This is a genomic window from Microtetraspora malaysiensis (genome assembly GCF_001528665.1).
GTDB classification, from domain to species: Bacteria; Actinomycetota; Actinomycetes; order Streptosporangiales; family Streptosporangiaceae; genus Microtetraspora_A; species Microtetraspora_A malaysiensis.
In genome coordinates this window covers 184,895-210,211 of record NZ_BBYJ01000005.1, presented here as the reverse complement: position 1 = coordinate 210,211, position 25,317 = coordinate 184,895, and the positions used below count along the sequence as shown (strand labels likewise).

Genomic DNA, 25,317 nt, shown 5'->3' with positions numbered 1-25,317 from the left:
ACATAGCGGTCTTCGCCAGACTATCCGCTTCCGCGGCACGCTTGAATGTTCAATCATCGCTAGGCTGGGGTCATGTCCGGGACGCGATGGTTGAGCGACGAGGAGCAGCGGATCTGGCGGGCCTACCTGGCCAGCACGCGGCTGCTCCAGGAGGCCCTGGAGCGGCAGCTCCAGCGCGACTCGGGCATGCCGCACGCGTACTACATGATCCTCGCCATGCTGTCGGAGGCGCCGAACCGGGAGATGACGATGACCCGGCTCGCCTGCGTCACCGGATTCTCCGCCAGCCGGCTCTCCCACGCCATGGCCCGTCTGGAGGAGAAGGGCTGGGTGCGCCGGGTCAAGCACGAGCGCGACCGGCGCACGACCATGGCCGAGCTGACCTGTGAGGGGTTCGCGATCCTGGAGGCGACCGCGCCCGGCCACGTCGAGGAAGTGCGCCGCCGCCTGTTCGACCCGCTCACCCCCGAGCAGGCCCAGGGGTTCCGCGACGTCCTGGCCGCCCTCATGGACGCGTACGCGCGCGAAGAGGACGACACGGGCACCGAGGACCGGCCCCTCACTCCGTGGGCGCCTGGATGCCCTCCAGGACCATGCTGAGGTAACGCCGGGCGATCTCGTCGGCGGGCAGCCGGCCGCCGGGGCGGTACCAGCTCGCCGCCACCCACACGGTGTCGCGCAGGAACCGGTACACCAGCGGCACGTCCAGGTCCGGCCGGAACGCGTTCTCCTTGATCCCCCGGTCGAGCAGCTCACCCCACATGCGCTCGAACCGGTCCCAGGACTCGCGCAGGTAGCCGAAGCGCTCCCCCTCCGACAGGTGCCGCGACTCGTTCTGGTAGATCACCACGGCGGCCCGGTGCCGGTCGATCGCACGGAAGGACTCCACGACGAGGCGCTCCATCGTCTCGCGCGCCCCCAGCCCCGCGGCGAGCACCTCGTCGTAGCGGGCCCACAGGTCGTCGAGGAACGTGGAGAGGATCTCGTCGACGATCGACTCCTTGGAGTCGAAGTGGTAGTAGAGGCTGCCCCCGAGGATGCCCGCCGCGTCCGCGATCTCCCTGACGGTGGTGGCGGCGTACCCTCGCGAGGCGAACACCTCGGCCGCGGTGGCGAGCAGCTCCGCGCGCCTGCCCGCCCGCGCGTTCGCGGCGCCCTCGTCGTCCCGCCGTCGTGGACTCATCTGTGCCGGCTCCCTGGATGCTCGAAGACGGGGCCGGTCGCCCCGTCACGTGTATGGCACTAGTCTCCCGTCTCCCGCCGGTCTCCCGGCCTAGGCCCAACGTCCGATGGCGGACGGGGGTGGCGCTGATCTACAACGGATGGCACGGGCCGCTCAGCCCGCGAGACATCGGACGAATCGGGGATACACCCATGCGCGCCATCCGCCTGCACGCCTTCGGACCCGCGGAGAACCTCCACTACGAGGAAGCCCCGGACCCCGCGCCGGCCGCCGGCCAGGTGCGGATCGCCGTACGGGCGGCCGGGGTGCACCTGGTCGACACCGTGCTCCGCGCCGGGAACCACGGCGGCGGCCCCATCCCCGTCCCGGAGCTGCCCACGATCCCCGGGCGCGAGGTCGCCGGGGTGGTCGACGCCGTCGGCGAGGGCGCCGACCCCGGCTGGCTGGGCAAGCGCGTCGTCACCCACCTGGGCATGGCGCCCGGCGGATACGCCGAGCTGGCCGTACGGGACGCCGCGGCGGTGCACGAGATCCCGGACGGGCTGGGGTACGAGGCTGCGGTCGCCATGATCGGGACCGGCCGCACCACCATGGGCATCCTGGACGTGGCCGCCATCACCTCCGACGACGTCGCGCTGGTGACCGCCGCGGCGGGCGGTATCGGCAACCTGCTCGTGCAGGCGGCGCTCGCCGCCGGGGCCACCGTGGTCGGGCTGGCAGGCGGCCCGGAGAAGGTCGCGCGGGTTCGCGCGCTGGGCGCCGCGCACGCCGTGGACTACACCCGGCCGGACTGGCCGCAGGCGGTGCGCGACGCGCTCGGCGACCGCCCGGTGACGGTGGGGCTGGACGGCGTCGGCGGCGCGCTGGGGCGCGGCGTGCTGGAGCTGCTGGGCATCGGCGGCCGGCTGGTCCTGTTCGGCTGGGCCGACGCCGCGAGCGGGCCGACCGAGGTCACCACCGGGGACCTGTACTCGCGGGGCCTGACGGCGACGGTCGCGGTCGGCCCTCGGGTGCTGAACCGGCCCGGGGGCCTGCGCGGCCTGGAGGAGCGGGCGCTGGCCGCCGCGGCGGACGGCGCGCTGGTGCCCCTGACGCAGGCGTTCGCGCTCAAGGACGCCGCCGCCGCGCACGCCGCGCTGGAGAGCCGGGCCACGACGGGCAAGATCGTCCTCGTGCCCTGACCGGCCTCCGGCCGGCCGGGAGCGGGTCAGCGGGAGCCGGCGAGATAGCGCTCGGCCAGCTCGCAGCTCCCCTCGGTGTATCCGGCGCCCAGCTCGCGGGCGATGTCCACGGCCGAGTGGGTGCCGATCCAGGCCACCAGCAGCAGCCGCCGGAACAGGATGAAGGTCCAGATCTCGCGCTCCTCCTCCTTCCCCAGGGGGAGGACGGCGCGGTATCCCCGGAGCCAGGAGTCGATCATCTCGGGCACCTGGGGGTGGTGCTCGATGAAGCTGAGCGCCGCGCCGAGGTCGTAGAGGTACCAGCCGAACCCGCAGTCGTCGAAGTCGATGACGTGCGGCGTGCCGGCCCCCTCGACGAGGAGGTTGGCGAGCCGCAGGTCGGCGTGGATGAGGCCGTAGCGGTCGCTCCCCCGCCCGAAGGCGGCGAGCCGCCGCCGCAGCTCGGTGTCCAGCCGCGCCAGGACGGCCGCGGCCTCGCCGTGGACCCCGGCGCCGTCCTGCCAGCGCCCCCAGCGGGATTCGGCGCCGAGCGCGGCGTCGTAGTCCCAGTGGAAGCGGTGGAAGCCGGGGGGCCGCCGCCAGCCGCGCGCGTGCCGGTGCATGCGCGCGGTGAGCGCACCGAGCCGTTCGAAGTCCTCGACCAGACGGTCCTCGGACGGCTCGGCCCCGGGCAGGTGCTCGAACATCACGCAGTGGCGCCGCTCGCCGCCCGGGCCGTCGATCGCGATGATCCGGGTGCCGGCGGCGGAGCGGATCACCCGGGGGGTGCGTACGCCGGCCTCCTCGCGCAGCGCCTGCAGCCAGTCCAGCTCGGAGGCGATCGCCCGCTCGGAGTGGTAGCCGAGGCGGTGTACGCGCAGGATGGAGCGCCGGCCGGTGGCCGGGTCGTCCACCCGGTACGTCGCGTTCTCCGAGACGTTGATCAGCGTCGCGGACGCCTCCGGCGACAGGGTGTGGCGGCGCAGCGCCAGGCGGGCGACGAGGTCGGTCCGCGCCAGCACCTCCGCGCCTCCGGAGAGGTCGTGTTCCCGCATGCGCTGTCCTCCGAGGGGCTGGCGAGGGCGGCAAGGTCACCGACATTGTGGAGCAGCGAGATATTTTCCAAGTAAATCATCCGTTAAACTGGTACACATGGGGACATATCGCGACGTTCCGGTGCAGTCGAGGCTGAGGGACCTCGTCCGCCCGCTTCCGGTGAAGGGCGTGCTGCGCCTGCGGCCGTTCGGCGACATCTGGCACAAGCCCGCGCTCAGCGTGGTGATCGCGACCGCCGTCCCCAGCCTGGTCCTGCTCCTCCTCGGCCGCCTCGACCTGGCCATCTACGCCTCCGCCGGCTCGCTGTGCGCGCTGTACTGCCACGGCCTGCCGTACGCCGCGCGGCTCCGGACGCTGCCCTGGGTGGTCGCGGGGATGCTCGCGGGCACCGGCGTGGCGCTGGTGACCGCCTCCCTCACCGACTCGACGCTCATCCGGGTGGCCGTCGCCGCACTGATCGCCGCCGTCCACCGCGTGCTCTGCGACGCCGCCCGCATCGGCCCTCCCGGCAACGTCGTCCTCACGTTCGTCGCCGCGACCTGCGCCTTCCTCCCACAGCGCCTGGGCGACATCCCCGGGCACCTGGCCGTCGGCCTCGGCGCGGGCGCGGTGGCGCTGCTGGTCTGCCTGGCCCCGGCGCTGCTGCGCCCGCACGGCCCGGAGCGCGTCGCCGTCGCCCGCGCCCTGGAGTCGGCCGCCCGGCTCCGCTCGGGGACGCCCGAGGAGGGGCCCGCGCGTGGCGCCGCCCGGCATGACACGGCCGCCGCCGTGAACGCCGCCTGGCACGCCCTCGCGCTGCTGCGGCCGAGGTCGGCCGCGGGCCTGCACTCGCGGGCGGCGCTGGAGCGGCTGGTGGAGCACGCGGAGGCCGCGCTCGCGGGCGGACGGGCCGACCCGGCCGAGGCCGCGCGGTTGCGCGAGTGGGCCCGCGCGCTGCGCCGGGGCGGCCCGCTGCCCACGGCTGCGCCGGAGCCCGGCGCCTGCGCCGTGTCCCGGATTCCCGCCGCGGGGGCCGGAGGCGGCCTGCGCCCCCTGCTGTCCGCGCTGCGGCCGGGGTCGCCGCTGCTCCCCATCGGGGCGCGGGTCGCGGTGGGTTGCGCCCTGGCGGGCTGGGCCTCGATGGCGGCCGGGGTCGGCCATCCGTACTGGGCGGTCGTCACCGCCGCGGCGGTCTTCCAGGCGAACACGTCGCTGAGCTGGCAGCGGGCGTTGCAGCGCGTGCTCGGCAGCCTGGCCGGGCTCGTGCTGTTCACCGCGATCCTGCCGGTGTCGCGGCTCGGCCCGCTCGCGCTGATCGCGACGGTCCTCGTCTGCCAGTTCCTGACGGAGGCGGCGATGACCCGCAACTACTGGGCGGGCAACGTCTTCCTGACCCCGATGGCCCTGCTGATGACGGAGTTCGCGGTGCGGCAGCCGGCGTCGGTGCTGGTCGCCGACCGCTGGCTGGACACCTGCGTCGGCGCGGCGCTCGGCGTTTTGAGCTGCCTCCTGGTGACGAACCGGCGGGCGGGTGGCCGGGTCGACCGCGCGCTGCGGCGGGCAGCCAGGGCCCAGGAGGACGCGCGTGACCTCGTCGCGGCGCGGGAGCCGTACGGCGCGGCCCCGAGCGCGAGGGAGGCGGCGCGGGTGCGGCGCGAGCTCGCCGAGGCCCTGGTCCAGCTCCGCGAGGCCGTCGACGTCGCCTCCGGCGAGTGGTGGCAGCGGGCGCTCCCCGAGCAGGAGGTCGCCCTGGCCGAACGTGAGGGACATCACCTGCTCGCCGAACTGGCCGCGCGGCTGCCCGTCGCGCGGGCCGCCTGACAGCCGCCCGACAGGGAGTGTCTGACAATTGCTTGATTTGTCGGACACGACTTAAGGAAGGGAGTCCGTATGGAGGACGTCGTCGCCGGGGTGGTACGCCAGTGGCAGGGGGTGCGCCCCGATCTCGATCTCGGGCCGATGGCCGTGATCGGGCGGCTGAGCCGCTGCTCGGCGCTGCTGCGCCAGGCCTCGGACGCACTGCTGGGCGATGAGGGCCTCACCCGGCCGGAGTTCGACGTCCTCGCGGCGCTGCGCCGGGTCGGCGGCGAGCTGACCCCGAGCCGGCTGGCCAGGGAGACGTTCGCGTCCGGGGCCGCCGTCACCAAGCGGGTCAGGGTCCTGGAACGCGAGGGACTGGTGGCGCGCCGGGTGGACGGGCGGGACCGCCGGGTGGTCCATCTGTCGCTCACCGAGCGGGGCCGCGAGCTGATCGACCGGCTCCTGCCCGAGCAGCTCGCCCTGGAGGCCGCCCTGCTGTCGGGTCTCGATCCGGAGCGCCAGGACAGGCTGGCCGCCGCGCTCGGCGAGCTGCTGGTCACCCTGGAGGGACGACTGGGCGGCCTGGTCGGCTGACCGGGCCGGTCGTCGAGGCCGGGCGTCGAGGCAGGTCGTCGAGGCAGGGCGCGGCGCGCGGGACGGCTACCCGCGTGCCGCGCCGGAGCCGTCCTTCCCGTACGCGGACAGGCCGTTGACGATGAGCGTGACGGCCTCCTCGTAGGCGTCGTCGTCGCGCGGGAACACCCCGTTGATCTCGGCGACCAGGAACCCGGCGGTGAACGCGAAGAGGGCGTTGCGCACCGCCGCCATCCGCTCCGCGGGCACGCCCGCCGCGGTCAGCGCCCGCAACAGCAGGCCCGCCACCGCGTCCTGGCGCATGAGCTGGGGGTGAGCGCACAGGTACGGGTAGAGCGAGGGGTGCCGGTGGGCCAGGGCGCGCAGCCCGGCGCCGAGGACCCTGACCTGCTCCTGCCAGGAGGACCCGTCGTCGTCGGCCGGCCTGATCTCGGAGAGCACCAGGTTTCGCACGCCGTCGAGGAGCGCCTCCTTGTTCGGCACGTGGTGGTAAAGCGACATCGGGTTGACGTTCAGCGCCGCGGCGAGTTTGCGCATGCTCAGCGCCTCGACCCCGTGCTCGTCGATGAGGCGCAGCGCCTCCGCGTGGATCTCCTCGGGCGAGAGGGGCGAACCTCTCCGTGCACTCACTGCCATACGCCGTATGGTAGCGTTCCATACGGTGTATGGCTGACAGAAGGTAGGAGGTCGTCTCTCATGGCCCAGCTCGCGTCCGTTCCCAGTCTCCGGGGGTTGCCCGTCGTGGGGAACGCGCTGCGCGTCCCGCACGACCGTCCGAGCGCGTACTTCGAGGAGGTGGCCGCGCAGCACCCGGGCGGTCTCTACCGGATGGAACTGCCCGGCCGGAGCGTGCTCTTCGTCTACGACCCCGACCTGGTGGCGGAGCTGTGCGACGAAAGCCGGTTCTACAAGCCGGTGGACGCGCCGCTGTCCACAGTGCGCGACTTCGCCGGTGACGGCCTGTTCACCGCGCGCGGCGACGACCCGGTCTGGGGGCAGGCGCACCGGATCCTCCTGCCCGCGTTCGGGCAGCGGTCGATGAAGGCGTACTTCCCGCAGATGCTGGAGGTCGCCGAGGCGCTGACCGCGAAGTGGGCCCGCTCCGACGAGGTCAACGTGCCCGAGGACATGACGCGGCTGACCCTGGACACGATCTCGCTCACCGGGTTCGGCTACCGCTTCGACTCCTTCCGGAGCGCCGAGCTGCACCCCTTCCTGCGCTCGATGGGCAACGCGCTGACCGAGGCGATGGCGCGCAACCGCCAGCTCCCGTTCGTCACCAAGATGAAGCGGCGGGCGGACGAGGCGTACCAGGCGGACATCGCTCGGATGCGCGAGCTGGTCGACGAGGTCATCCGCGAGCGGCGCGCGGCCGGGGCCGGCACGGGCGAGACCGACCTGCTCGGGCTGATGCTGCAGGCGGCCGACCCGCGCACCGGCGAGCGGCTCTCCGACGCCAACATCCGCGACCAGGTGCTGACCTTCCTCATCGCCGGGCACGAGACCACCAGCGGCCTGCTCTCCTTCGCGATCTACAACCTGCTGCGCAACCCGCAGGTGCTGGCCCAGGCGTACGCCGAGGTCGACCGCCTGCTTCCCGGCGACACCGTCCCGACGTACGAGACGATCATGAAGCTGGACGTCATCCCGCGGATCCTCGACGAGACGCTGCGGATCTGGTCACCCATCCCCTCGATCGGGCTGGCGCCGCGCGAGGACACGGTGATCGGGGGCCACTACCCGGTGGCGAAGGGGACCAAGTGCGCGGTGCTGCTGCCGCCGCTGCACCGCCACCCCAAGGCGTGGGAGCGGCCCGACGAGTTCGACATCGACCGCTGGCTGCCCGAGAACAAGGCCGCGCACCACCCGCACGCGTACAAGCCGTTCGGGAACGGCGAGCGGGCCTGCATCGGCCGCCAGTTCGCGCTCACCGAGGCCCGGCTGGCGCTCGCGCTCGTCCTCCAGCGGTTCGCGATCTCCGATCCGGAGGCGTACCGGATGGAGATCAAGCAGACCCTCACCATCAAGCCGGACAACTTCACGGTGCGGGTGCGACCGCGCCGGACGGCCGAGCGGCTGGACACCGCGCCCGAGCCCGAGCCGGCGGAGGCGGAGGCCGAGCAGGGCGCCCAGGTCCGGGTCCAGGGGGTGGGCCTGACCGTCGCCTACGGCTCGAACCTCGGCACCTCGCAGGACATCGCCGAGCAGGTCGCCGACCGGGCCCGCAGGTCCGGCTTCGCGACCACGCTGACCTCGCTCGACGCGCTGGAGCCGCCCCGGGACGGGCTGCTCGTCGTGGTCGCGGCCAGCTACAACGGCCGGGCCCCGGACAACGCCGCCGCCTTCGACGCGGCGGAGGGTCTCGGCGACCTGCGCGGGCTGCGCTTCGCCGTGCTGGGCTGCGGCAACACGCAGTGGCCGACGTACCAGGCGTTCCCGAGGAGGGTCGAGGACAAGCTGCTCGCCGCGGGGGCCGAGCAGTTCGTCCCGCGCGGCGAGGCCGACGCCTCGGCCGACTTCGACGGCGACGTGCAGGCCTGGACGGCCGCGCTCTGGTCGGCGCTGGCCGCCGAGTACGGCGCGGGCGCGGCGGGCGAGCCGGAGGGCCGCCGCTACCGGGCCGAGCTGCTGACGCAGACGCAGGTGCGGCCCGCGGTCGTCTCCGATCGGGCGGTCCCGCTCACGGTGATCTCCAACGAGGAGCTGGTCCGGGACCCGTCCGGGCTGTGGGACTTCGGCGACGAGCGGCCCCGGCCCGGGGTGCGCTCGATCGTCGCCGAGCTGCCCGAGGGCGTCACGTACGAGGCGGGCAACCACCTCGCCGTGTACGCGAGGAACGACCCCGAACTGGTCGCGTGGGCGACGCGCTGCCTGCGGCTGCCCGCCGGTCAGGTGGTGCGGCTGAGCCAGGAGGGCGAGCGCGCCACGCACCTGCCGCTCGGCGTTCCGGTGCCGGTGGAGCTGCTGCTGACCGAGTTCGTCGAGCTGCAGGAGGTCGCCACCCGCTCGGACCTGGAGACGCTGGCGTCCTTCACCGAGTGCCCGTGGACGCGGGGCGAGCTGGCCCGGATCGACTACGCCGAGGACGTGCTGGCCAAGCGGGTGTCGGTGCTGGCCCTGCTGGAGCGGTTCCCGTCGATCGCGCTGCCGCTGGAGGCGTTCCTGGAGATGTGCGGCCCGATCCGGCCGCGCTTCTATTCGATCTCCTCCTCGCCGCTGGCCGGGCCGCGGCGGGTACGGATCACGGTGGGACTGGTGGACGGCCCCGCCTGGTCGGGGGCGGGGCGGTACCGGGGGATGTGCTCGGCCTACCTGGCCGGTCTTGAGCCGGGGGACGCGTTCTACGGGTACGTCCGGGTGCCCTCTCCTCCGTTCCACCTGCCCGCCGACCCGGCCACGCCGTTGGTCCTGATCGGCCCCGGCACCGGTTTCGCGCCGTTGCGCGGCTTCCTGGAGGAGCGGTCGCTGCTGCCGGACGCCGGTCCGGCGAAGGTGTTCTACGGCTGCCGCCACCCCGAGCACGACTGGCTGTACCGGGACGAGACCTGGGACGCGGACGTGCGCGTGGCGTTCTCCGCGCTGCCCGGCCACCCGCACCGGTACGTCCAGGAGGCGCTGCTCGCGGACGCCGAGGGTGTGCGTGACCTGGTCGAGCGCGGAGCGTACGTGTACGTCTGCGGCGACGGCGTGCGGATGGCCCCGGCGGTGCGCCGGGCGCTGGTGGAGATCTGCGGCGAAGAAGGGGTACGCCGGCTGGACGCGGAGGGCCGCTACCAGCAGGACGTGTTCGGCGGCTGAGGAGCTCCCGCCGAAGTGGAAGGAGCGGGCCGGGCCCTACGCGGCCTGGAAGAAGACCGGCTGGGGCCCGCCCGTACGCATCGTGGACATGACCAGGGACTGGACGATCCGCATGATCAGGGCCTCGAGGAGCATGAAGGCCGCCTTGGCCAGGATGGAAGCCAGGAATTCGGACACTTGATACCTCACGGGGGTGAAACTGCACTTACGGCCAGATTCCACCACATAAACGGATAGTGAGGCACCATCTAAGTGAACGGAGGATGAACAGGCAATGACTACTCGGCGGCCCCCGTGATGGCAGGAACCAGTGTGACCTGCGGTGCGACCGAAATCTCGGGGTGAACCTCAGGATAGCCCGCCGGGTGGAGCGCCACCGCCCGCTCGACCACCCGCCCCAGCAGACCGATCCCCGTGGCGCAGCCGAGCCCGATGCCCCAGCCGAACGGCCCGACCGGGCGGCAGCCGAAGAAGTGGCTGAGTCCGGGAACCGACACGATCAGGGCCAGGACGGCGAGCGACGCCAGCGCGGCCAGCGTGACCGGGCGATCCCTGCCGCCGGCCATGAGCGTCTGCAGCAACTGCGTCGCCACCAGGCCGATCAGCCCGACCGTGTCCGCCCGTCCGCGCGTCCCGGTCATCCGCGCCAGTGCCCAGGCCAGCCCGGCGCCCACGGCCGTCGTCCCGGCGCGTACGTAGATGTCGCGGGTCAGGGCTTCGCCGAGGGACACCTCCGGCCCCTCCTCCAGGAGCTTCTCCGGGCTGATGGCGCTCGGCGGGCGCACCGCGACCATCATGGCCGGGAGCATGTCGGTGAGCAGGTTGACCAGGAGAAGCTGGCGGGCGTTCAGCGCGCTGCGCCGGGTGAGCAGGCTGGAGCCCACGGTGAAGAGGATCTCCCCGACGTTGCCGCCGAGCAGGATGCCCAGCGACTCGCGGACCGATCCCCACATCGCCCGCCCCTCGACGATGGCGTCGATGATCGTCTCAATGCGGTTGTCCGCCACGACGATGTCCGCGGCGGCGCGGGCGGCGGGCGTGGCCCCCGATCCGAGCGCCACCCCCACGTCGGCGAGCCGGATCGCGGGCACATCGTTGGCGCCGTCGCCGGTGACCGCCACGACCTTCCCGGCGCGGCGCAGGCAGGACACGATCCGCGCCTTGTGCGCGGGGGTGACCCGCGCGAAGACCGACACCTTGGGCAGCAGGTCGACCAGGGCGTCGTCGTCCATCTCGTCGATCTCGGGGCCGGTCATGACGGGCATCCCGTTCAGCGCGCCGACCTCGGCCCCGATCGCCTCGGCCGTGCTCGGGTGGTCACCCGTGATCATGACGACCCGGACCCCGGCGCGGATCAGCCCCTCCACGCTCCGCTTCGCCGTGGGCCGTACCGGGTCGGACAGGCCGAGGTAGCCGAGGAAGCACAGCCGGCTGATCCGGGACTCGTCCAGGTCGGCTCGGCTGGACGCGCGGCGCTCGGCCACCGCGAGCACGCGGTAGCCCTGCCGGGCCAGCCGGTCCACCTCCTCCTCCAGCTCCGTCCGGATCTTGTCGTCCAGGGGGACGGCCCCGCCATCGCGTACGACGCTGTCGCAGCGCTCCAGCACGACCTCGGGCGCCCCCTTGACGCTCAGCAGGTGGCCGGCCTCGGACAGGCCGAGCACGGCGTGGTAGCCGCGGGCCGGCTCGAACGGCATCTCGTCGACGCGCGTCCACTCGCGCAGACCGTCCTCGGGGGTCACGCCGATGCGGGTCCCCCCGTCCACCACGGCCCGGTCGGTCGGGTGCGGGATGGCCCGGCCGCCCCCGAACCGGGGGGACGCGCGCAGGGCGGCGCCGACGATCGGGCGCAGCCCCGGGGTGAGGGCGTCCACGTCCTCCTCCGTCCAGCCGTCCGACACCCGGCCCAGGCTGATGCGCCCCTCGGTGAGGGTCCCGGTCTTGTCGAAGCACAGCACGTCCACGCGGCCGAGCGCCTCGATGGTCGCGGGATTCCTGACCAGGGTGTTGCGGGTGGACAGCCGCCTGGCGGCGGCCAGCTCCGCCACGGTGGCGATGAACGGCAGCCCCTCCGGGACCGCGGCGACGGACAGGCTCACCGCGGTCGACACGGCGGAGGCGACCGGCGAACCGCGCAGCAGGTCGATCACCATCAGCAGCGCGCCGGAGCCGAGCGCGACGGGCAGGATGCGCTGGCTCAGTTCGCGCAGGCGCAGCTCCACCCCGCTCGGGGGCGGCCCCTCACCGCCCATCTCCGCCGTACGGCCCACCTCGGTCCCCCCGCCGACCGCGACGACCACGGCCAGGCCGTGCCCGGCCGCGACGGTGGTGCCCTGGTAGACCATCGACGTCCGGTCGGCGACGGCCGGCGCCGCCGTGGGCGCCGTCGTCTTGCTCACGAGCTGCGACTCGCCCGTGAGCGTGGACTCGTCCACCTCCAGGCCGACCGCCCTGATCAGCCGGGCGTCGGCGGGCACCGCGTCCCCGGCGCGCAGCTCGATCACGTCGCCCTGGACCAGGTCCTCGGCGATCGCTCCCCCGTGGCCGCCCCGGCGCAGGAGCCGTACGTGGAGCTCGGTCTCCTTCGTGAGGTGGCGCAGGGCGCGCTGGGCGTCCCTGCGCTGGGCGCCGCCGAGGACGGCGTCCACGACCATCACCCCGCCGATCAGGACGGCGTCCAGGACCGAGCCGACCACGGCCGACACTCCCGCGCCGGTGGCGAGGACCGGGGTCAGCGGGTTCGCGAGCTCCTCGACGGACGCCCGGACCAGCGACGGCGGCTTCTCCGGCACGTGGGGCGCGACCTCCCCGTGCCGGTGGACGGCCTCCTCCTCTTCCAGGCCGGCGGACGAGGTGTCCAGCCGGGTCAGCACGTCCGACGTCGCCATCGCGTGCCAGGGCGTGCGGTCGGTGGCGGTCGGCGGCCGCACACCGCGCAGGCCGCGGCCCACCAGCGCGCCGACGACCATCGCCGCCAGCGCGGTGGCGTCGCCGAGGAGGATGGCGCTCGGGATCGCGCGCCGGCCGGGGCCGAGCGCCGCCAGCCCGAGACCGAGCACGGCGGCGAACATGGTCACCCGGACGCTCTGCTCGCTGGCCTTCCTGGCATACGGCAGGCCGCGCAGCAGCAGGTGGACGCCCTCCAGGTCGGCGATCACGTCGGCGTCCCAGGGCACGTGCGACGAGCCGCTCCGGAAGACGCCGATGCCGAGGTCGGCCTCCGACAACCCGTGCGGGGAGCGTCGCGACACGAGCGCGACGCCGTGCCCGTCCCGTTGGAGGTTCCGCACCGTGTCGGCCAGGTGCGCGGCGCGTGCCGCCGTCTGGTCCACGCCCAGGCGGCGGCCGAGGCCCGGCTCCCCGCCGGCGATCATGACGCGGGCGGTGCCCATCGGCGCCGCGGCGAGCGCCTCCGAGAGCGGGTGCAATTCGGGCGCGAGACCCACGAGCGCGACCCGCGTGCCGTCCCTCCACACCTCGATCGGCCGTACCCCGTGCTCGCGCCACAGCGTCAGCCGCTCGGTCTCCCCCGTCTCCTGTTCCCGCTCGCGCGGGAGCGGCTCGGCGACCCAGTCGCCGTCCGTGCGCCGCGCGTCCGGCTTCTTCAGGTCGAGGAGCGTGTACAGCCGGGCGTGCAGCGTGTCGCGATCGCCGTCCGGCGTGAGCGGCACCACCTCCTCGATCTCCCACCCTCCGGTGGCGAGGACGGCGGCGTCGATGAGGACGGTGTCGATCCGGTCCATCCGGCGCAGCGCGATGCGGTGCAGCACGATGCCGCCACGCTCCGACAGCACGCGCACGAGGACACTGATGAAGCCGTCCCGGCCGAGCCGGGCCGCCTTGGGCGTCGTCGAGATCAGCACCGAAACGCCGCGCTCCTGGCTGCGGCTGATCACCGAGGTGAGGCCCTGCGCGCCCAGGGCGGCGAAGCTGGCCGCCTCGGCGTACCGCTCGATCGGGCCGTGCGGCAGGGGCGCGGAACGGGGCTTGGCGAGCACGCGCAGGTGGCGGTAGGCCCCTTCGTGCGCCGCGAACTCCTGCTCGCGCCGGGCCCAGGAGCGACAGCCCGCCCGGGCGTCGGCGTACCGGCCCGCGGCCGCGAGCGAGTCGAGGAAGAGGGCGATGGGCCGCACCGCGAGCGTCTGGATGACGATGCGGGTCGCCGTGAAGAGCGTGTCGGTGGCCGGCACCCCGATCCGGCGTTCCAGGGTCACCCGCACCCGGGGCATGTGCTCCACGAGCCCCACGAAGGCGGGGACGGTGGGTGGCAGCCGCCGTACATGGGTGAGGAGCCCGGCCAGCGCGAGGCCGGTGCCGGCGATGCCGCCGACCAGGGCGATGCTCGCGTGGACCTGCTGTGCCACGCCGTCGCGCGCCCACCGGACGCCGCCGGCCTGCTCGGCCTGCTCGGCCTCCTCTTCGTCGCCGACGTCGCCCGGGTCGGGGTCGCCCCCGCCCGGCGGGTCGGCCTCCTGGCCGTCGGGCTCGGCCACGCCCGTGTCGCACTCCTGGACGATCGCCAGCAGGCGGGACAGATCGGCGTCCTCGGCGTGACGCACGAAGACGCAGCCGAGCGCGCCGTTCACCTCGGCGCGGTCGGCGCCCGCCTCGCACAGGCGGGCCTCAAGCGCCTCGGCCGCGTCCCGGGTTCCGGGGCCGCCGATGCGGCGCAGTTCGATCCGGGTTCCGCCCGCGCACGCCTGGAGGCGGCGCGGGCGTGGTACGAAACTTCGCAGCGGCTCCGGGAGGATGCTGAGCAGCGTGCCGAAAGCGGACAGTCCGGGAAGCGCCATGTCAGCGACTCCGGTCTGTCACGTGGATCGGGTGGGCGGCGGTCCGGGTGGGCGTCTGGCCGCCGCCCGGACGGGATGGCGGCATCACCCGCGCGTCCGAGCGGACCGCATCGCCGGAGTCCGCGCCCGCGACCAGGCCTTGGACTCCTCCGTGCGACCCCGCTGCGCGAGCATGGTCCCCACGCCGATGGCGGCGGCGACCGGCCATTCGAGCACGCCGAGGACGGCGAGGGCGCCGAGGCCTCCGTAGTAGATGACGCGCTCCGGCGGCGGCAGGAACGACCGCGCCACGTCCACGGCGTGGCCGACCTCCTGGCGGCTCATGTGCGGCATCTCCACGTGCGGCATTTGCGGCCGGTGGAACTGGAGGCTGACCATGGGCAGGTTCAGCGTGAATTCACCGTTGTGCCCGTCATGCTGCCCCTGCGTGATCGGGGTCGGCATCGGCGTCGGTGTGGACGCGGTGCGGGCGGCGCGCGCGCGGGTCGCGGCGGTCCGCGTTGTCCGCGTCGCGGCGGCCCGCGTCCCGGCGGCGGTCCGCGTCGCGGCTGTCCGCGTCGCCGTCGTCGTCCGCTTGCTCGCGGGCGTCTCCACGGCCGGCTGCTTCTTCGTCGTCGGCCGGGGCGTCGTGGCCGCGCGTGTACGGGTCGTGCGGCCCGTCTGGGGCGTCTCCGTCACGATCGAGTCCCTCCTCCACCCGGGAGCGGTCCCCCGGCAAGACGGCAGGGAGGAAAGCGCCCGGCTGCGGGCGCGCCTCCCGTATCTCCATACTTCGCCCGCCCGTCGATTACGGAAAGCCCTAATCGCGTCCTTTTACAGTCCCATTCTCGATCCCGGACACTCCGCCGCCCGAACCGCGGGTCAGCGCAGCCGGAGCCGCTCCGGCAGTGCGGCGAGAGGCTCCGGCAGCCGCAGCGGGCCGCGTCCCGGGGTGACGGTGCCCAGAATCCGCGCCCCGGACGCGCCCGTGCAGCCGGGCACCGTCCCCGCCAGCCCGTGCGCGGTCAGCCAGCCCAGATAGGAGAACGCGATCGCCTCCTTGGCGTCGGAGGGCACGCCCAGCTCGTCGCTCGCCAGGAAGCGGGCGCCCGGCGCCCGGCGCCGCAACTCGTCCATGACGACCGGGTTGCGCACGCCGCCGCCGGACACGACCACCGTGTCCAGCCGGTGCCGCCGGATCTCCGCCGCCACGGTCTCCCCGGTCAGCGCGGCCAACGTCGCGAGCAGGTCCGCCAGGTCCGGCGCGTACGGCGCCGCCACCCTCGCGAGGTACCCCTCGTGGAACAGCTCCTTGCCCGTGCTCTTGGGCGGCGTGCGCCGGTAGTACGGGTCGGCGAGGAGCTCGGCGAGCAGCCCCTCGTGGACCCTCCCCGCCGCCGAGATCCTGCCGTCCTCGTCGTACGGCCGGCCGGTCGCGGCGAGCACGGCGGCGTCCAGGAGGGCGGAGGCCGGGCCGGTGTCGTACGCCACCGGGACGGCCGGCACGGTGAGGTTGGCGATCCCGCCGAGGTTGAGCGCCCCGGCGCGGCCGGGCAGTCCGGCCAGCAGCGGCAGGTCGAACGCGGACACCAGGGGCGCGCCGTGGCCGCCCGCGCTCACGTCGCGGACGCGCAGGTCCGAGACGACCGGGACGCCGAGGCTCTCGGCGATCCAGGCGGGCTGGCCGAGCTGCAGCGTGCCCCGGACCCGGCCGTCCTCGACCCAGTGGTAGAGGGTCTGCCCGTGCGAGCAGATCAGGTCGGCGGCGGGGCACTCCCGCGCCGCTCCGGCGAACGCCTGGCCGATCAGCGTGTCCAGGCGGCACACCTGCGCCATGTCGACCGGGTGCGGCGGCAGCGCGGCGACGATCGCGGCCCGCAGCTCCGGCTCGTACGGCCGCGCGCCCACATGCTCGACCACGCCGGTGAGAACGCCGTCGGCGGCCATGGTCCAGTCCACGACCGCGCTGTCGATCCCGTCATGGGACGTCCCTGACATCAGCCCGAGCACTCGCACGCCTGCTCCTTGTCGGGATTCTTCATAGGAATATAGTTCTTGGAAGATTATCTACACATGGAGAGCGTGTGACGACTCTGGTCATCGGCGTCGACGGCGGGGGCACCGGCACCCGCTGCGTGGTGGCGACACGTACGGGCCACGTGGCCGGGAGGGGAAGCGGCGCGGGCGCCAACGTGCTCTCCGCCGCCGACCCCGCGGGCAGCCTGCACTCCGCGCTGGAGGGGGCGCTGTCCGGCCAGGACCGCGACCGGGTCGCGGGCGGGGTGTTCGCGCTCGCCGGCGCCGGCTCGGCGCCGGAGCGGGCCGAGGCGCTGGCCGCCGAGGTGTGGCGGGCCTGCGGCCTGCCCGGGCGGCCGGTGGTGGCGCCGGACATCCTCGCCGCGTTCGCCGGAGCCACCGAGGAGCCATCGGGCCGGGTGCTCATCGCCGGCACCGGCGCGGTCGCCGCCAGGATCAGCGGGCGCACCGTCGTCGCCCGGGCCGACGGGTACGGCTGGATCCTCGGCGACGAGGGCTCGGGGGTGTGGATCGGGCGGCGTGCCGTACAGGCCGTGCTGGGCGCGCTCGACGGCCGGGGCACGCCCACGGCGCTGCTCGACGGGCCGCCGGAGTGCGCGATCCGCGACGCCCTGGTGGAGGCCCCGGGCGAGCCGGGCGCGCGCCTGACCCCGGAGGCGGTCGTACGGGTCGTCCAGGCGGGGGTCGACGAGGGCGGGCCCGCGTGGCTGGGCCGGTTCGCGCCGGCCGTCGAGGCCGCCGCCCGCCTGGGCGACGAACCGTCCCTGGCGATCCTGCGCGAGGCCGCGCGCCGCCTCGTGGCCACGGCCGGGTCCCTGGGCGAGGAGGCCGGGCCGACGGTGCTGGCCGGGTCGCTGCTCACCGAGCCGACCCTGCTGGCCGACCTGGTCAGGTCCGGGCTCGGCGGCCCCGCGGTCCCGGCCCGCGACGGCGCGGCGGGGGCGGCCGCTCTCGCCCTCCACCGCGCCGCGCCGGAGGCCTCCGAGGCCCCGGACGTGCTGGCCGCCCACCGCAGGCTCATCGCCTGATCGGGGGCGGCCCTGATCAGCGGACCGTGCGGCCGTCGCTCGGCTCGCTGATCCGGTTCACCTGGTCCACGGCCGCGACGTAGTAGGTCGCGCCCTGGCCGCCTTCGGGATCCACCCAGCGCACGTTGCGGCCCGCCGGGACGAGCCCGACCAGGTTGCGGGCGTCGGCGAAGTCGCCCGGCCCCGCCTGCCGGTCGAACCGGAAGACCGCGAACTGGAACGGGATGGTGCTGCCGGTCGCGACGATGTGCAGTTCGGCGCCTCCGGCCACCCGGCGGGCGGTGGCCAGGACCGGACGCCGCGGGGCCTGGCCGTTCGCGAGGCGCGGAAGCAGCGGGCCGAGGGCCGGTCGGGTGTAGTGGTCGGTCGCGACCGTGGAGAGGGAGCCCAGCCGGTCCTCGCGCACGTCTACGGCGCTGAACCAGATGTCCCCGCCGACCTCCGGATGGTTCCGGTTGAGCGTGAGGTGCTGGGTGAGCTCGCCCGGCTGGAACCACTCGGCAGGCTGCCCGTCGGCACCGGCCTTGTAGGCGGCCTGGCCGATCCACAGCTGCACGCCGGTGCCGGACGCGACGCCGGACCACCAGGGGATCAGCTTCGCGTAGTCGGCGTTCGACTGGCCGATGTACCAGTAGATCTGCGGCGCGATGTAGTCCAGCCAGCCCTTCCTGACCCAGCCCCGCGTGTCGGCGTGCAGGTTGTCGTAGGACTGGCCGCCGGCGGTGTCCGAGCCGAGGGGGTCGGTGGACTTGTTCCGCCAGATGCCCGACGGGCTGATGCCCCAGGCGACCTCCGGCTTGGCCTGCCGTACGCGCTGCTGCATCTCCTGGACGAGCAGGTCCACGTTGTGGCGCCGCCAGGCGGCGAGGTCGGGGAAGCCCGCGCCGTACTGTGCGAAGGCCGCACTGTCGTCGAACGCCGTGGTGTTGACCGGGTAGAAGTAGTCGTCGAAGTGCAGGCCGTCGATGTCGTACCGGGTGATCGCGTCCATCATCGCGTCCTGGACGAAAGCCCGTACCTCCGGAATTCCGGGGTTGTAGTAGAGCTTTCCGCCGTACGAGACGATCCAGTCCGGGTGCTTGCGGCCCGGGTGCTCGGGGTGGAGCTTGGCCGGGTCCGGCTGCATCGACACACGGTACGGGTTGAACCAGGCGTGGAAGGCCATGCCCCGCCGGTGCGTCTCCTCGACGAGGAAGCCCAGCGGGTCGTAGCCCGGATCCTGGCCCTGGACCCCGGTCAGGTACTCCGACCAGGGCTCGAAGTTCGACGGCCAGAACGCGTCGGCGGTCGGCCGGATCTGGACGAACACCGAGTTGAGCTTGCGCGCCTGCGCCAGGTCCAGCCAGGCGAGATACTCCGCCTTCTGCTGGTCGACGGTCAGGCCCGACTTCGACGGCCAGTCGATGTTGACCACCGAGGCGATCCACATCCCGCGCATCTGGCGCAGCGGGGGGATGTGGCCGTCGGGGCTCCCCGCCGCGAAGGCGGGCGAGGAAGCGAGGGCGGACAGGGGGAGAGCCGTCGCGGCGGTGGCCAGAGCCAGGCCGCGCAGGACGGAACGTCGGGTGGGGGAGCTCATCGGACCTCCGTTGGGGGATGAAGAAGAAGGCACCGAGCGCGAGATTGGCAGAAACTTACTTTCAGATCAATGACGGTGAAAGAAAGTGTCATTGATGTGTAACCTGCTTCAAGACATCCACACGGGAGGGTGACCTCGTGCCCGCACGCAGTTCCAGCCTGGACCGGCTGGCCATGACCGTCCTGCAGCCCGGCTTCGACGGCGTCGCGCCGCCCGCGTGGCTGCGCGAAGCGCTCGCCGACGGCCTGGGCGGCACCGTCCTGTTCGCGCGCAACATCGTGGACGTCGGGCAGACCGCCGCGCTCATCGCCGCGCTACGCGAGGAGAACCCCGCCGTGGTCGTCGCGGCCGACGAGGAGGGCGGCGCGGTCACCCGGTTCGAGGCCGCGCTGGGCAGCTCGTGGCCCGGCAACCGGGCCCTCGGCGTCGTCGACGACGTCGTACGCACCGAACACGTCGCCCGGGCCATCGGCCGGCTCCTCGCCGCCGCGGACGTGACCCTGAACTACGCGCCGGTGGCGGACGTCAACGCCAACCCGGCCAACCCCGTGATCGGCATCCGCTCCTTCGGGCCCGACCCCGACCTCGTCGCCCGGCACACCGCCGCCTGGATCACCGGCCTCCAGGCCGAAGGGGTGGCCGCGTGCGCCAAGCACTTCCCCGGCCACGGCGACACCGTCACCGACTCCCACCTCGCGCTGGCCACCGTGCACGCCTCCCTCGACGTGCTCCGCGAGCGCGACCTGCCGCCGTTCCGCGCGGCGGTCGAGGCCGGCGTCCGCTCGATCATGTGCGGCCATTTGCTGGTGCCCGCGCTCGACCCGGACGTCCCCGCCACCCTCAGCCGGAGGATCCTCACCGGCCTGCTCCGCGAGGAGCTCGGCTTCGACGGCATGCTCGTCACCGACGCGATCGAGATGCGCGCCGTCGCCGCCCTCCACTCCCCCGGCGAGGTCGCCGTACGCGCCCTCACGGCCGGAGCGGACGCGATCTGCGTGGGCGTCTCCTCCCCCGGCGGCGAGAGCGTCTACGCGCTGCGGGACGCGATCGTCGAGGCGGTGCGCGACGGCCGGCTCCCCGAGGAACGCCTCGCCGAAGCCGCGGCCCGGGTGCTCGCCCTCGCCGACTGGCACGCCGCCCAGGCCGCCGAGCGCCGCCCGGCCGAACCCGCGACGGCCGTCGACCGCGCGGCCGAGGAACTCGGCCTGGACACCGCCCGCGCCGCCATGCGCGTGGTCATGTCCGACGCGGCCTCCGTACCGCTCTCCCGGCCGCCCCTGGTGATCCACGTCGCCCCCCGGATGAGCCGGGCGGTCGAGCCCGGAGCCCCCGCCGGCCTCACCCGTGAGCTGGCCGGGCTGCTTCCCGGCACCGAGGGCCATACGATCATGACGGAAGCCACCGCGCTTCCCGACCTGAGCGGCGACCGGCCGGTCGTTCTGGTCGTGCACGACGCAGGCCGGCACGCATGGGTCCGCGAACTCGTGGCGACAGCCGTACGAGCCCGGCCAGACGCGATCGTGGTAGAGACCGGCATTCCCGCCGAAGCAGTCGGGGCGGTATATGTCACTACACACGGCGTCTCACGGGCCTCCGAGCGTGTCGTCGCTCGTTGGCTCACCGGCGGCGAGGACCCGAGACCCGGACAGGAGAAGGCGGCAGGGTGAACGAACACGAAGGGCCGAACCCGGTCAACCTGGTGGCGACGGTGCGGGCGGTCCTGCCGTCCCTCACCCCCGCGGCCCAAGCCGTCGCCCGCCTGATCCTGGACGACCCCGCGATGGTCGCCGGCAGCACGATCACCGAGTTCAGCGCCGCCTCCGGCACGAGCGAGGCGACCATCGTGCGCACCGCCAGAGCCCTCGGGTTCGCCGGCTACTCCCAGCTCCGCTTCGCCCTCGCCGCCGCCGTGGCACGTGCCAAGCCCGAACGCCTCGTCCCCGGCGACCTCGGCCCCGACGACCCCCTCACCGACGTGATCGCGAAGGTCACCCGGGCCGAGTCCGAGGCCCTCGCCGACACCGCCGCCCAGCTCTCCCCCGAGCGGCTCGCCGCCATCGTGGAGGCCATCGCCTCGGCCCGGCGGATCGACGCGTACGGCGTGGGGGCCTCGGGGCTGGTCGCGGTCGACATGGCGCAGAAACTCATGCGCATCGGGCTCCCCGGCCACTCCTTCACCGACGCGCACCTCGCCCTCACCAGCGCCGCCCTCGTCCGCGCCGGCGACGTCGCCGTCGGGGTGAGCTGCACCGGCGAGACACCCGACGTGCTCGGCCCCATGCGCGTGGCGAGCGCGGCCGGGGCCACCACCGTGGCGATCACCAACAACCCCCGCTCCTCCCTGGCCGAGCTGGCCGACCACGTCCTGGTGTCGGCCGGCCGGGAGACGGCGTTCCGCCCGGGGGCGCTGGCCAGCCGGATCAGCCAGCTCCTGATCGTGGACTGCATCTTCGTCGGCGTGGCCCAGCGCACCTTCGACACCTCCGACTCCGCCTTACGCGCCACCCGCGCCGCGCTCAACGGCTACATCGAGGATTCCCGCCGGCGTACCAAGACGGGATGAGCCCGTGGTCACTCGCCGCCGATAAGTGACGCCGCGGCGGCTGCTCCGGTATGCGCCGAGCCCCCGCCGTCGATGAGTGCCGCTGCGCTGCGGCGGGTGGCTGTTCGCCCGGCTGTCGGTCCGCGCGCCCAGGACGATGTTGGTGACATGGTGCCCGACCCAGGTTGCGTTCCCCCAGAGCACGTCCAGCTTCGGCACAGGCCGCCACGCCTCTCAGAATCTCTTGCCCGAAATCGGTCACGTCGTAGACGACATCGACGGTGAATACCTCGTCGAAACAGGGGGCACCGCTAAGGCGTCGGCGGTGTGGGAGGCTGGGCCGGTGCCTGTGACCCTCCGCCCCCTGGACGCCCGACACTTCTCTGCCTGGCTCGAACGCAGTCGAGCCGAGTACGCCAAGGATCTCGTTGCTTTGGGGCAAACGTCCGAGGACGCCTACCGGCATGCGGACGAGAGCATGGCTCACTTCTTTCCGTCCGGGATACCGACCCCAGGGCACGTGGTCTTCGACGTAGTCGACGATGCCGGGGTAACCGTCGGCTACCTCTGGATCGGACCGGATACGAGCGACGACGCCGACGCCTGGTGGATCTGGGACATCGTGATCGACGCCGACAAGCGTGGTCGGGGCCTCGGACGAATGGCCATGCTCCTCGGCGAGGAATACGCCCGGGCGCAGGGCGCTCATACTCTGGGTCTCAGCGTCTTTGGGTTCAACACAGGCGCGCGTGGCCTTTACGAGTCGCTCGGCTACCAGACGACCTCGGTGAAGATGCTCAAGAAACTCGACGGAGCCTCAGGCGACGTTGGCCCTGCCGACGACGGCGCGTAGGCGGGGGTTGTCGGTGTTGCGGTTTCGCCAGGCGATGTAGCGGCGGATCATGCTGGCCTGCTCCCGGTGGTCGGCGTCGTCGGTGCCGTTGAGGGTGGACTCGCGCAGCGCGGTGAACTGGGCCTCGATCCGGTTGAGGTAGGTGCCGCGCACCCTGGGTGCGCGAACCCGCTTGGCCATGAGCAGAGTGTGAGGCGATCACGCCGATCGCGGTGGGACCTTGATCGGCATGTCGCGACGAAGCGGGGCAAACCCCAGCTGATGCGGCACTAGATCCCCACCGACGAGGGTGGCCAGAACTACGGCGCAGTGATGATCTTGGAATTGGCCCGGTGTGGCACAAACCGTGGCACTGACGGGATTACGGTGTGCTCAGCGCCGCATCGATGGCCGCGCCATGGCGATCCAGCCAGGCCTCGCGCCGCTTGATCTCATCCCCGATGCCCTCATCCCACATCCTCGCCCAGCCACCGCCCTGCTCCTCGGCTCTCTGCTTCATCAGGAACCACGCCCGCCGGGTCCCCAGCGTGAGCATCTCGACGAGCCGGGAACGGTCGACGTCCGACATCCCGTAGGCGTCGGCCAGGATCCGGCAGCGGCGCGGCACGTCCACCTTCCGCAACAGCGGGTCGGCATCGACGGGGTCGCACAACGGCGCCCAGTACATCATCGCGTTGGACACCTCATCTACCCGGGTGGTCGGCCTGGCGAGGTCGAAGTCGATCAGCGCGGCCGCCTCACCGTCCCGGAACACGATGTTGTCTGGCGTGTAATCCCTGTGCCCGACCACCTCAGCCGGGTATCGCGGCGCGGGCGGCATACCCGGCGGCTCCGAGAGCCCCCGGCTCGGCCGCACCCCTTCAGGGATGACGAACCCCGCGACGGCGGCGTGGTAGCCGCGTACGAGGCGCCCGACGGAGGCCAGCCGCTCCTCGTCGGCGAGCCACGCCGGCCTCGGCCGCCCCGCGACCTCGCCGGGAACGAAGGTCAGTACCTCGCGCCCGGCCGCGTCGATGCCGAGGAACCGCGGCGCGCCCGGGTACCCGGCTTCCTCCAGATGGCCCAGCAACGCGTGGACAAGCGGGGCGTTGGGGCCGACCGGCCGGCGCACAGTGTCGCCGACCCGCACAACCCCCTCGGTGACGTCACCGCCGACGAGTGGGATCTCGGGGTGGGACTCGGACGATTCGACGTAGGTGAAAGAGTTCATTTTCCCTGGGGGGTAGAGGCCAACGACTCGGTCCGCCGCAGCGAATACAGTCATGATCTCAAAGCACACGACCCGATGCCGGATGAGTTCGCGGCCGAGGCGGACCTGGTCGACCGCAACGGCGCGCCCGCCATCTCCGCGGACGCCCTGCGACGCACCTTCGGTTACTTCTCCCTGACATTCCAGGCTCGATCGGCCCCGGAGCGCTGGCGAAACTGACCGGCAACCACTGCTGGTAGGCCTTCGCTTGACGCAATAATTCTTGCGGAGGTCGCCTTGCCTGAGCCATCCCACATCCCCGTCGCCTCCCACGCTTGCGTCTCCGCTGACACCAGGCGGGACGAACGTGGAGTTCAGGATCAACACAAGCTCAACCGGGCAACAGCAGCCCGGCATGGCTGGACTGTCGTCCACGAGTTCACCGACAACGACAAGTCCGCCGCGAAGGCCGACGTCGTCCGCGACGACATCGAGGCCATGCTGAAAGCGCGCCGGAGCGCTTCACCCGTGCATGTACTGACACCGGCTGGTCCTGCGATTGGGCGCTGCACCGCCCAGCTTCCGGGCAGGCCGGTGTCTACACATACGGAGGACCGGAAGAGGAAGGGCGAGGTGCGCGAGGATGGCGCCGTTGAGCATTGACTTGATCGAGCGGGCCCGCTCCGGGGACGAGGCGGCGTTCGAGCAGCTGGTCGGCCGGTATCGAGGCGAGGTGCAGATCCATTGCTACCGGTTCTTGGGCTCGCTCGCCGACGCCGAGGACGCCCTGCAGGAGACCCTCGCCGCCGCCTGGCGTGGTCTGGCCGGGTTCGAGGGACGAGCGTCTTTCCGCACGTGGCTGTACCGGATTGCCACCAACCGTTGCCTGAACTTGTTGCGCACGGCCAGCCGGCGCCCGCCCGCCGATCTGACAGGGCTAGATGTCGAGGCGCCCGAGCCGACCCGCCGAGGAGAGGTGGTCTGGCTGGAGCCCTACCCCGACGTGCTACTCGCCGACCTTCCCGACACCGCAGCCGGCCCGGAGGCCCGTTATGAGGCACGCGAGGCCGTTTCTCTCGCGTTCATCACGGCGTTGCAACTTCTCCCGCCTCGCCAGAGAGCCGCATTGATCTTGTGTGAGGTGCTGGACTTTCCCGCCCGTCAAGTCGCCGAGATGCTGGACACCACCGATCAGTCGGTTGCCAGCGCCCTTAAGCGGGCCCGGGCAACCCTTGCCCGGGAGCTACCCAAGACGGACCAGCCGACTCCGGCGGCGAACTCGCCCGCCGAGCAGGAAGTGCTCAGTCGGCTGGTTCAAGCGTTCGAGGACAGCGACGTCCAGGCCGTCGTCGCGTTGATGACCGACGACGTCTGGGTACGCATGCCTCCGGTCCCGCTCGAATACCAAGGCCGAGAACTGGCAGCTCGGTTCTTCGGCACGATCGCCTTCCGCCACGGTCGCCGTTATCGGCTCGTGCCGACCCGCGCCAACGGCCAACCGGCATTCGGTGTCTACCTCCGCGACCCGCTCACCCAGGTGGCACACGCGTTCGGCCTGTTCGTCATCACACTGGCAGGCGAGCGCGTGAGCGCCATCACCCGGTTCGACAGCGGGGTATTCGCGCGGTTCGGCTTGCCCAGGACTCTCGCTGACTGATGCGCGGAGTACGACCATGCCAGACGACTGATCCCGTCACAGTTGAGGAGTCCTGAAGGCGCCCCGGAGAGCGAGCCGGAGGATGGGGCG

Annotated in this window: 22 protein-coding genes; 12 read left to right on the top strand and 10 right to left on the bottom strand. The window is 73.0% G+C overall.

The features are described from left to right. Positions 1-72 precede the first annotated feature (72 nt). On the top strand, positions 73-600 hold the full coding sequence (locus tag AWQ71_RS03770) for a MarR family winged helix-turn-helix transcriptional regulator (RefSeq protein WP_067126682.1): 528 nt from the start codon (positions 73-75) through the stop codon (positions 598-600). Here AWQ71_RS03770 and AWQ71_RS03765 read toward each other — a convergent pair. Next, positions 560-1,183: a TetR/AcrR family transcriptional regulator gene (locus tag AWQ71_RS03765; RefSeq protein ID WP_067126679.1), complete on the bottom strand. Its 624-nt coding sequence runs from the start codon at positions 1,181-1,183 to the stop codon at positions 560-562. The two genes, AWQ71_RS03770 and AWQ71_RS03765, sit on opposite strands and share 41 nt — an antisense overlap. A 191-nt stretch (positions 1,184-1,374) precedes the next feature. Here AWQ71_RS03765 and AWQ71_RS03760 point away from each other — a divergent pair, with 191 nt between their 5' ends. Then, on the top strand, positions 1,375-2,364 hold the full coding sequence (locus AWQ71_RS03760) for a zinc-binding dehydrogenase (RefSeq protein ID WP_067126676.1): 990 nt from the start codon (positions 1,375-1,377) through the stop codon (positions 2,362-2,364). 26 nt (positions 2,365-2,390) lie between these two features. Here AWQ71_RS03760 and AWQ71_RS03755 read toward each other — a convergent pair whose 3' ends face one another. After that, positions 2,391-3,398, bottom strand: a complete 1,008-nt coding sequence (locus tag AWQ71_RS03755) for a phosphotransferase enzyme family protein (RefSeq protein WP_067126673.1) — start codon at positions 3,396-3,398, stop codon at positions 2,391-2,393. Between the two features lie 97 nt (positions 3,399-3,495). Between AWQ71_RS03755 and AWQ71_RS03750 the strand changes: the two genes are divergently transcribed. Further along, positions 3,496-5,199, top strand: a complete 1,704-nt coding sequence (locus tag AWQ71_RS03750) for an FUSC family protein (protein WP_067126669.1) — start codon at positions 3,496-3,498, stop codon at positions 5,197-5,199. Between the two features lie 69 nt (positions 5,200-5,268). Beyond that, positions 5,269-5,772, top strand: coding sequence for a MarR family winged helix-turn-helix transcriptional regulator (locus tag AWQ71_RS03745; protein ID WP_067126666.1), 504 nt, complete (start codon positions 5,269-5,271; stop codon positions 5,770-5,772). A gap of 66 nt (positions 5,773-5,838) precedes the next feature. On the opposite strand, the gene AWQ71_RS03740 is transcribed toward AWQ71_RS03745, so the two are convergent. Beyond that, positions 5,839-6,408 carry a TetR/AcrR family transcriptional regulator gene (locus AWQ71_RS03740; RefSeq protein ID WP_084258467.1) on the bottom strand — a complete coding sequence of 190 codons (570 nt, stop codon included), beginning with the start codon at positions 6,406-6,408 and terminating at the stop codon, positions 5,839-5,841. 60 nt (positions 6,409-6,468) lie between these two features. Between AWQ71_RS03740 and AWQ71_RS03735 the strand changes: the two genes are divergently transcribed. Further along, positions 6,469-9,570 (top strand): bifunctional cytochrome P450/NADPH--P450 reductase, encoded by a 3,102-nt coding sequence (locus tag AWQ71_RS03735; protein WP_067126660.1) that lies wholly within the window; start codon positions 6,469-6,471, stop codon positions 9,568-9,570. A 36-nt stretch (positions 9,571-9,606) separates the two neighbouring features. Here the strand turns inward: AWQ71_RS03735 and AWQ71_RS42530 are convergent, their stop codons facing one another. The 4 genes from AWQ71_RS42530 to AWQ71_RS03720 form a co-directional block, all read right to left on the bottom strand. Next, positions 9,607-9,747: a hypothetical protein gene (locus AWQ71_RS42530; protein WP_169806510.1), complete on the bottom strand. Its 141-nt coding sequence runs from the start codon at positions 9,745-9,747 to the stop codon at positions 9,607-9,609. A 101-nt stretch (positions 9,748-9,848) separates the two neighbouring features. Continuing rightward, positions 9,849-14,363, bottom strand: coding sequence for a cation-translocating P-type ATPase (locus AWQ71_RS03730; protein WP_067126657.1), 4,515 nt, complete (start codon positions 14,361-14,363; stop codon positions 9,849-9,851). A gap of 84 nt (positions 14,364-14,447) precedes the next feature. Then, positions 14,448-15,041, bottom strand: a complete 594-nt coding sequence (locus AWQ71_RS43170) for a hypothetical protein (protein WP_218001632.1) — start codon at positions 15,039-15,041, stop codon at positions 14,448-14,450. Positions 15,042-15,224: 183 nt separating this feature from the next. Then, positions 15,225-16,358, bottom strand: a complete 1,134-nt coding sequence (locus tag AWQ71_RS03720; RefSeq protein ID WP_067126654.1) for an anhydro-N-acetylmuramic acid kinase — start codon at positions 16,356-16,358, stop codon at positions 15,225-15,227. A 68-nt stretch (positions 16,359-16,426) separates the two neighbouring features. Between AWQ71_RS03720 and AWQ71_RS03715 the strand changes: the two genes are divergently transcribed. After that, positions 16,427-17,407 carry an N-acetylglucosamine kinase gene (locus AWQ71_RS03715; RefSeq protein ID WP_067126651.1) on the top strand — a complete coding sequence of 327 codons (981 nt, stop codon included), beginning with the start codon at positions 16,427-16,429 and terminating at the stop codon, positions 17,405-17,407. 16 nt (positions 17,408-17,423) lie between these two features. Here the strand turns inward: AWQ71_RS03715 and AWQ71_RS03710 are convergent, their stop codons facing one another. Further along, positions 17,424-18,986, bottom strand: a complete 1,563-nt coding sequence (locus tag AWQ71_RS03710) for a glycoside hydrolase family 10-like protein (protein ID WP_067126648.1) — start codon at positions 18,984-18,986, stop codon at positions 17,424-17,426. Positions 18,987-19,123: 137 nt separating this feature from the next. Between AWQ71_RS03710 and AWQ71_RS03705 the strand changes: the two genes are divergently transcribed. The 3 genes from AWQ71_RS03705 (at position 19,124) to AWQ71_RS03695 (ending at position 22,381) form a co-directional block, all read left to right on the top strand. Continuing rightward, positions 19,124-20,653, top strand: coding sequence for a glycoside hydrolase family 3 protein (locus AWQ71_RS03705; protein WP_174550668.1), 1,530 nt, complete (start codon positions 19,124-19,126; stop codon positions 20,651-20,653). Then, the gene (locus tag AWQ71_RS03700; protein ID WP_067126645.1) at positions 20,650-21,549 is read left to right on the top strand and encodes a MurR/RpiR family transcriptional regulator; all 900 of its coding nucleotides are present in this window, start codon (positions 20,650-20,652) and stop codon (positions 21,547-21,549) included. Before AWQ71_RS03705 ends, AWQ71_RS03700 begins: the two co-directional genes overlap by 4 nt. 136 nt (positions 21,550-21,685) lie before the next feature. Further along, positions 21,686-22,381 (top strand): GNAT family N-acetyltransferase, encoded by a 696-nt coding sequence (locus AWQ71_RS03695; protein WP_218001631.1) that lies wholly within the window; start codon positions 21,686-21,688, stop codon positions 22,379-22,381. On the opposite strand, the gene AWQ71_RS03690 is transcribed toward AWQ71_RS03695, so the two are convergent. Both AWQ71_RS03690 and AWQ71_RS03685 read right to left on the bottom strand, forming a co-directional pair. Then, positions 22,346-22,561: a hypothetical protein gene (locus tag AWQ71_RS03690; protein WP_067126642.1), complete on the bottom strand. Its 216-nt coding sequence runs from the start codon at positions 22,559-22,561 to the stop codon at positions 22,346-22,348. The two genes, AWQ71_RS03695 and AWQ71_RS03690, sit on opposite strands and share 36 nt — an antisense overlap. 181 nt (positions 22,562-22,742) lie before the next feature. Beyond that, positions 22,743-23,591, bottom strand: coding sequence for a phosphotransferase (locus tag AWQ71_RS03685; protein ID WP_067126638.1), 849 nt, complete (start codon positions 23,589-23,591; stop codon positions 22,743-22,745). 75 nt (positions 23,592-23,666) lie between these two features. Between AWQ71_RS03685 and AWQ71_RS41285 the strand changes: the two genes are divergently transcribed. From AWQ71_RS41285 to AWQ71_RS03680, 3 genes are read left to right on the top strand one after another with little or no spacing between them, the layout of a single operon-like run. Further along, the gene (locus AWQ71_RS41285) at positions 23,667-23,810 is read left to right on the top strand and encodes a hypothetical protein (RefSeq protein WP_157570164.1); all 144 of its coding nucleotides are present in this window, start codon (positions 23,667-23,669) and stop codon (positions 23,808-23,810) included. A gap of 57 nt (positions 23,811-23,867) precedes the next feature. Beyond that, on the top strand, positions 23,868-24,233 hold the full coding sequence (locus tag AWQ71_RS44585; protein WP_169806509.1) for a recombinase family protein: 366 nt from the start codon (positions 23,868-23,870) through the stop codon (positions 24,231-24,233). Continuing rightward, positions 24,223-25,227: a sigma-70 family RNA polymerase sigma factor gene (locus tag AWQ71_RS03680; RefSeq protein ID WP_218001629.1), complete on the top strand. Its 1,005-nt coding sequence runs from the start codon at positions 24,223-24,225 to the stop codon at positions 25,225-25,227. Before AWQ71_RS44585 ends, AWQ71_RS03680 begins: the two co-directional genes overlap by 11 nt. The last annotated feature ends 90 nt before the right edge of the window (positions 25,228-25,317 follow it).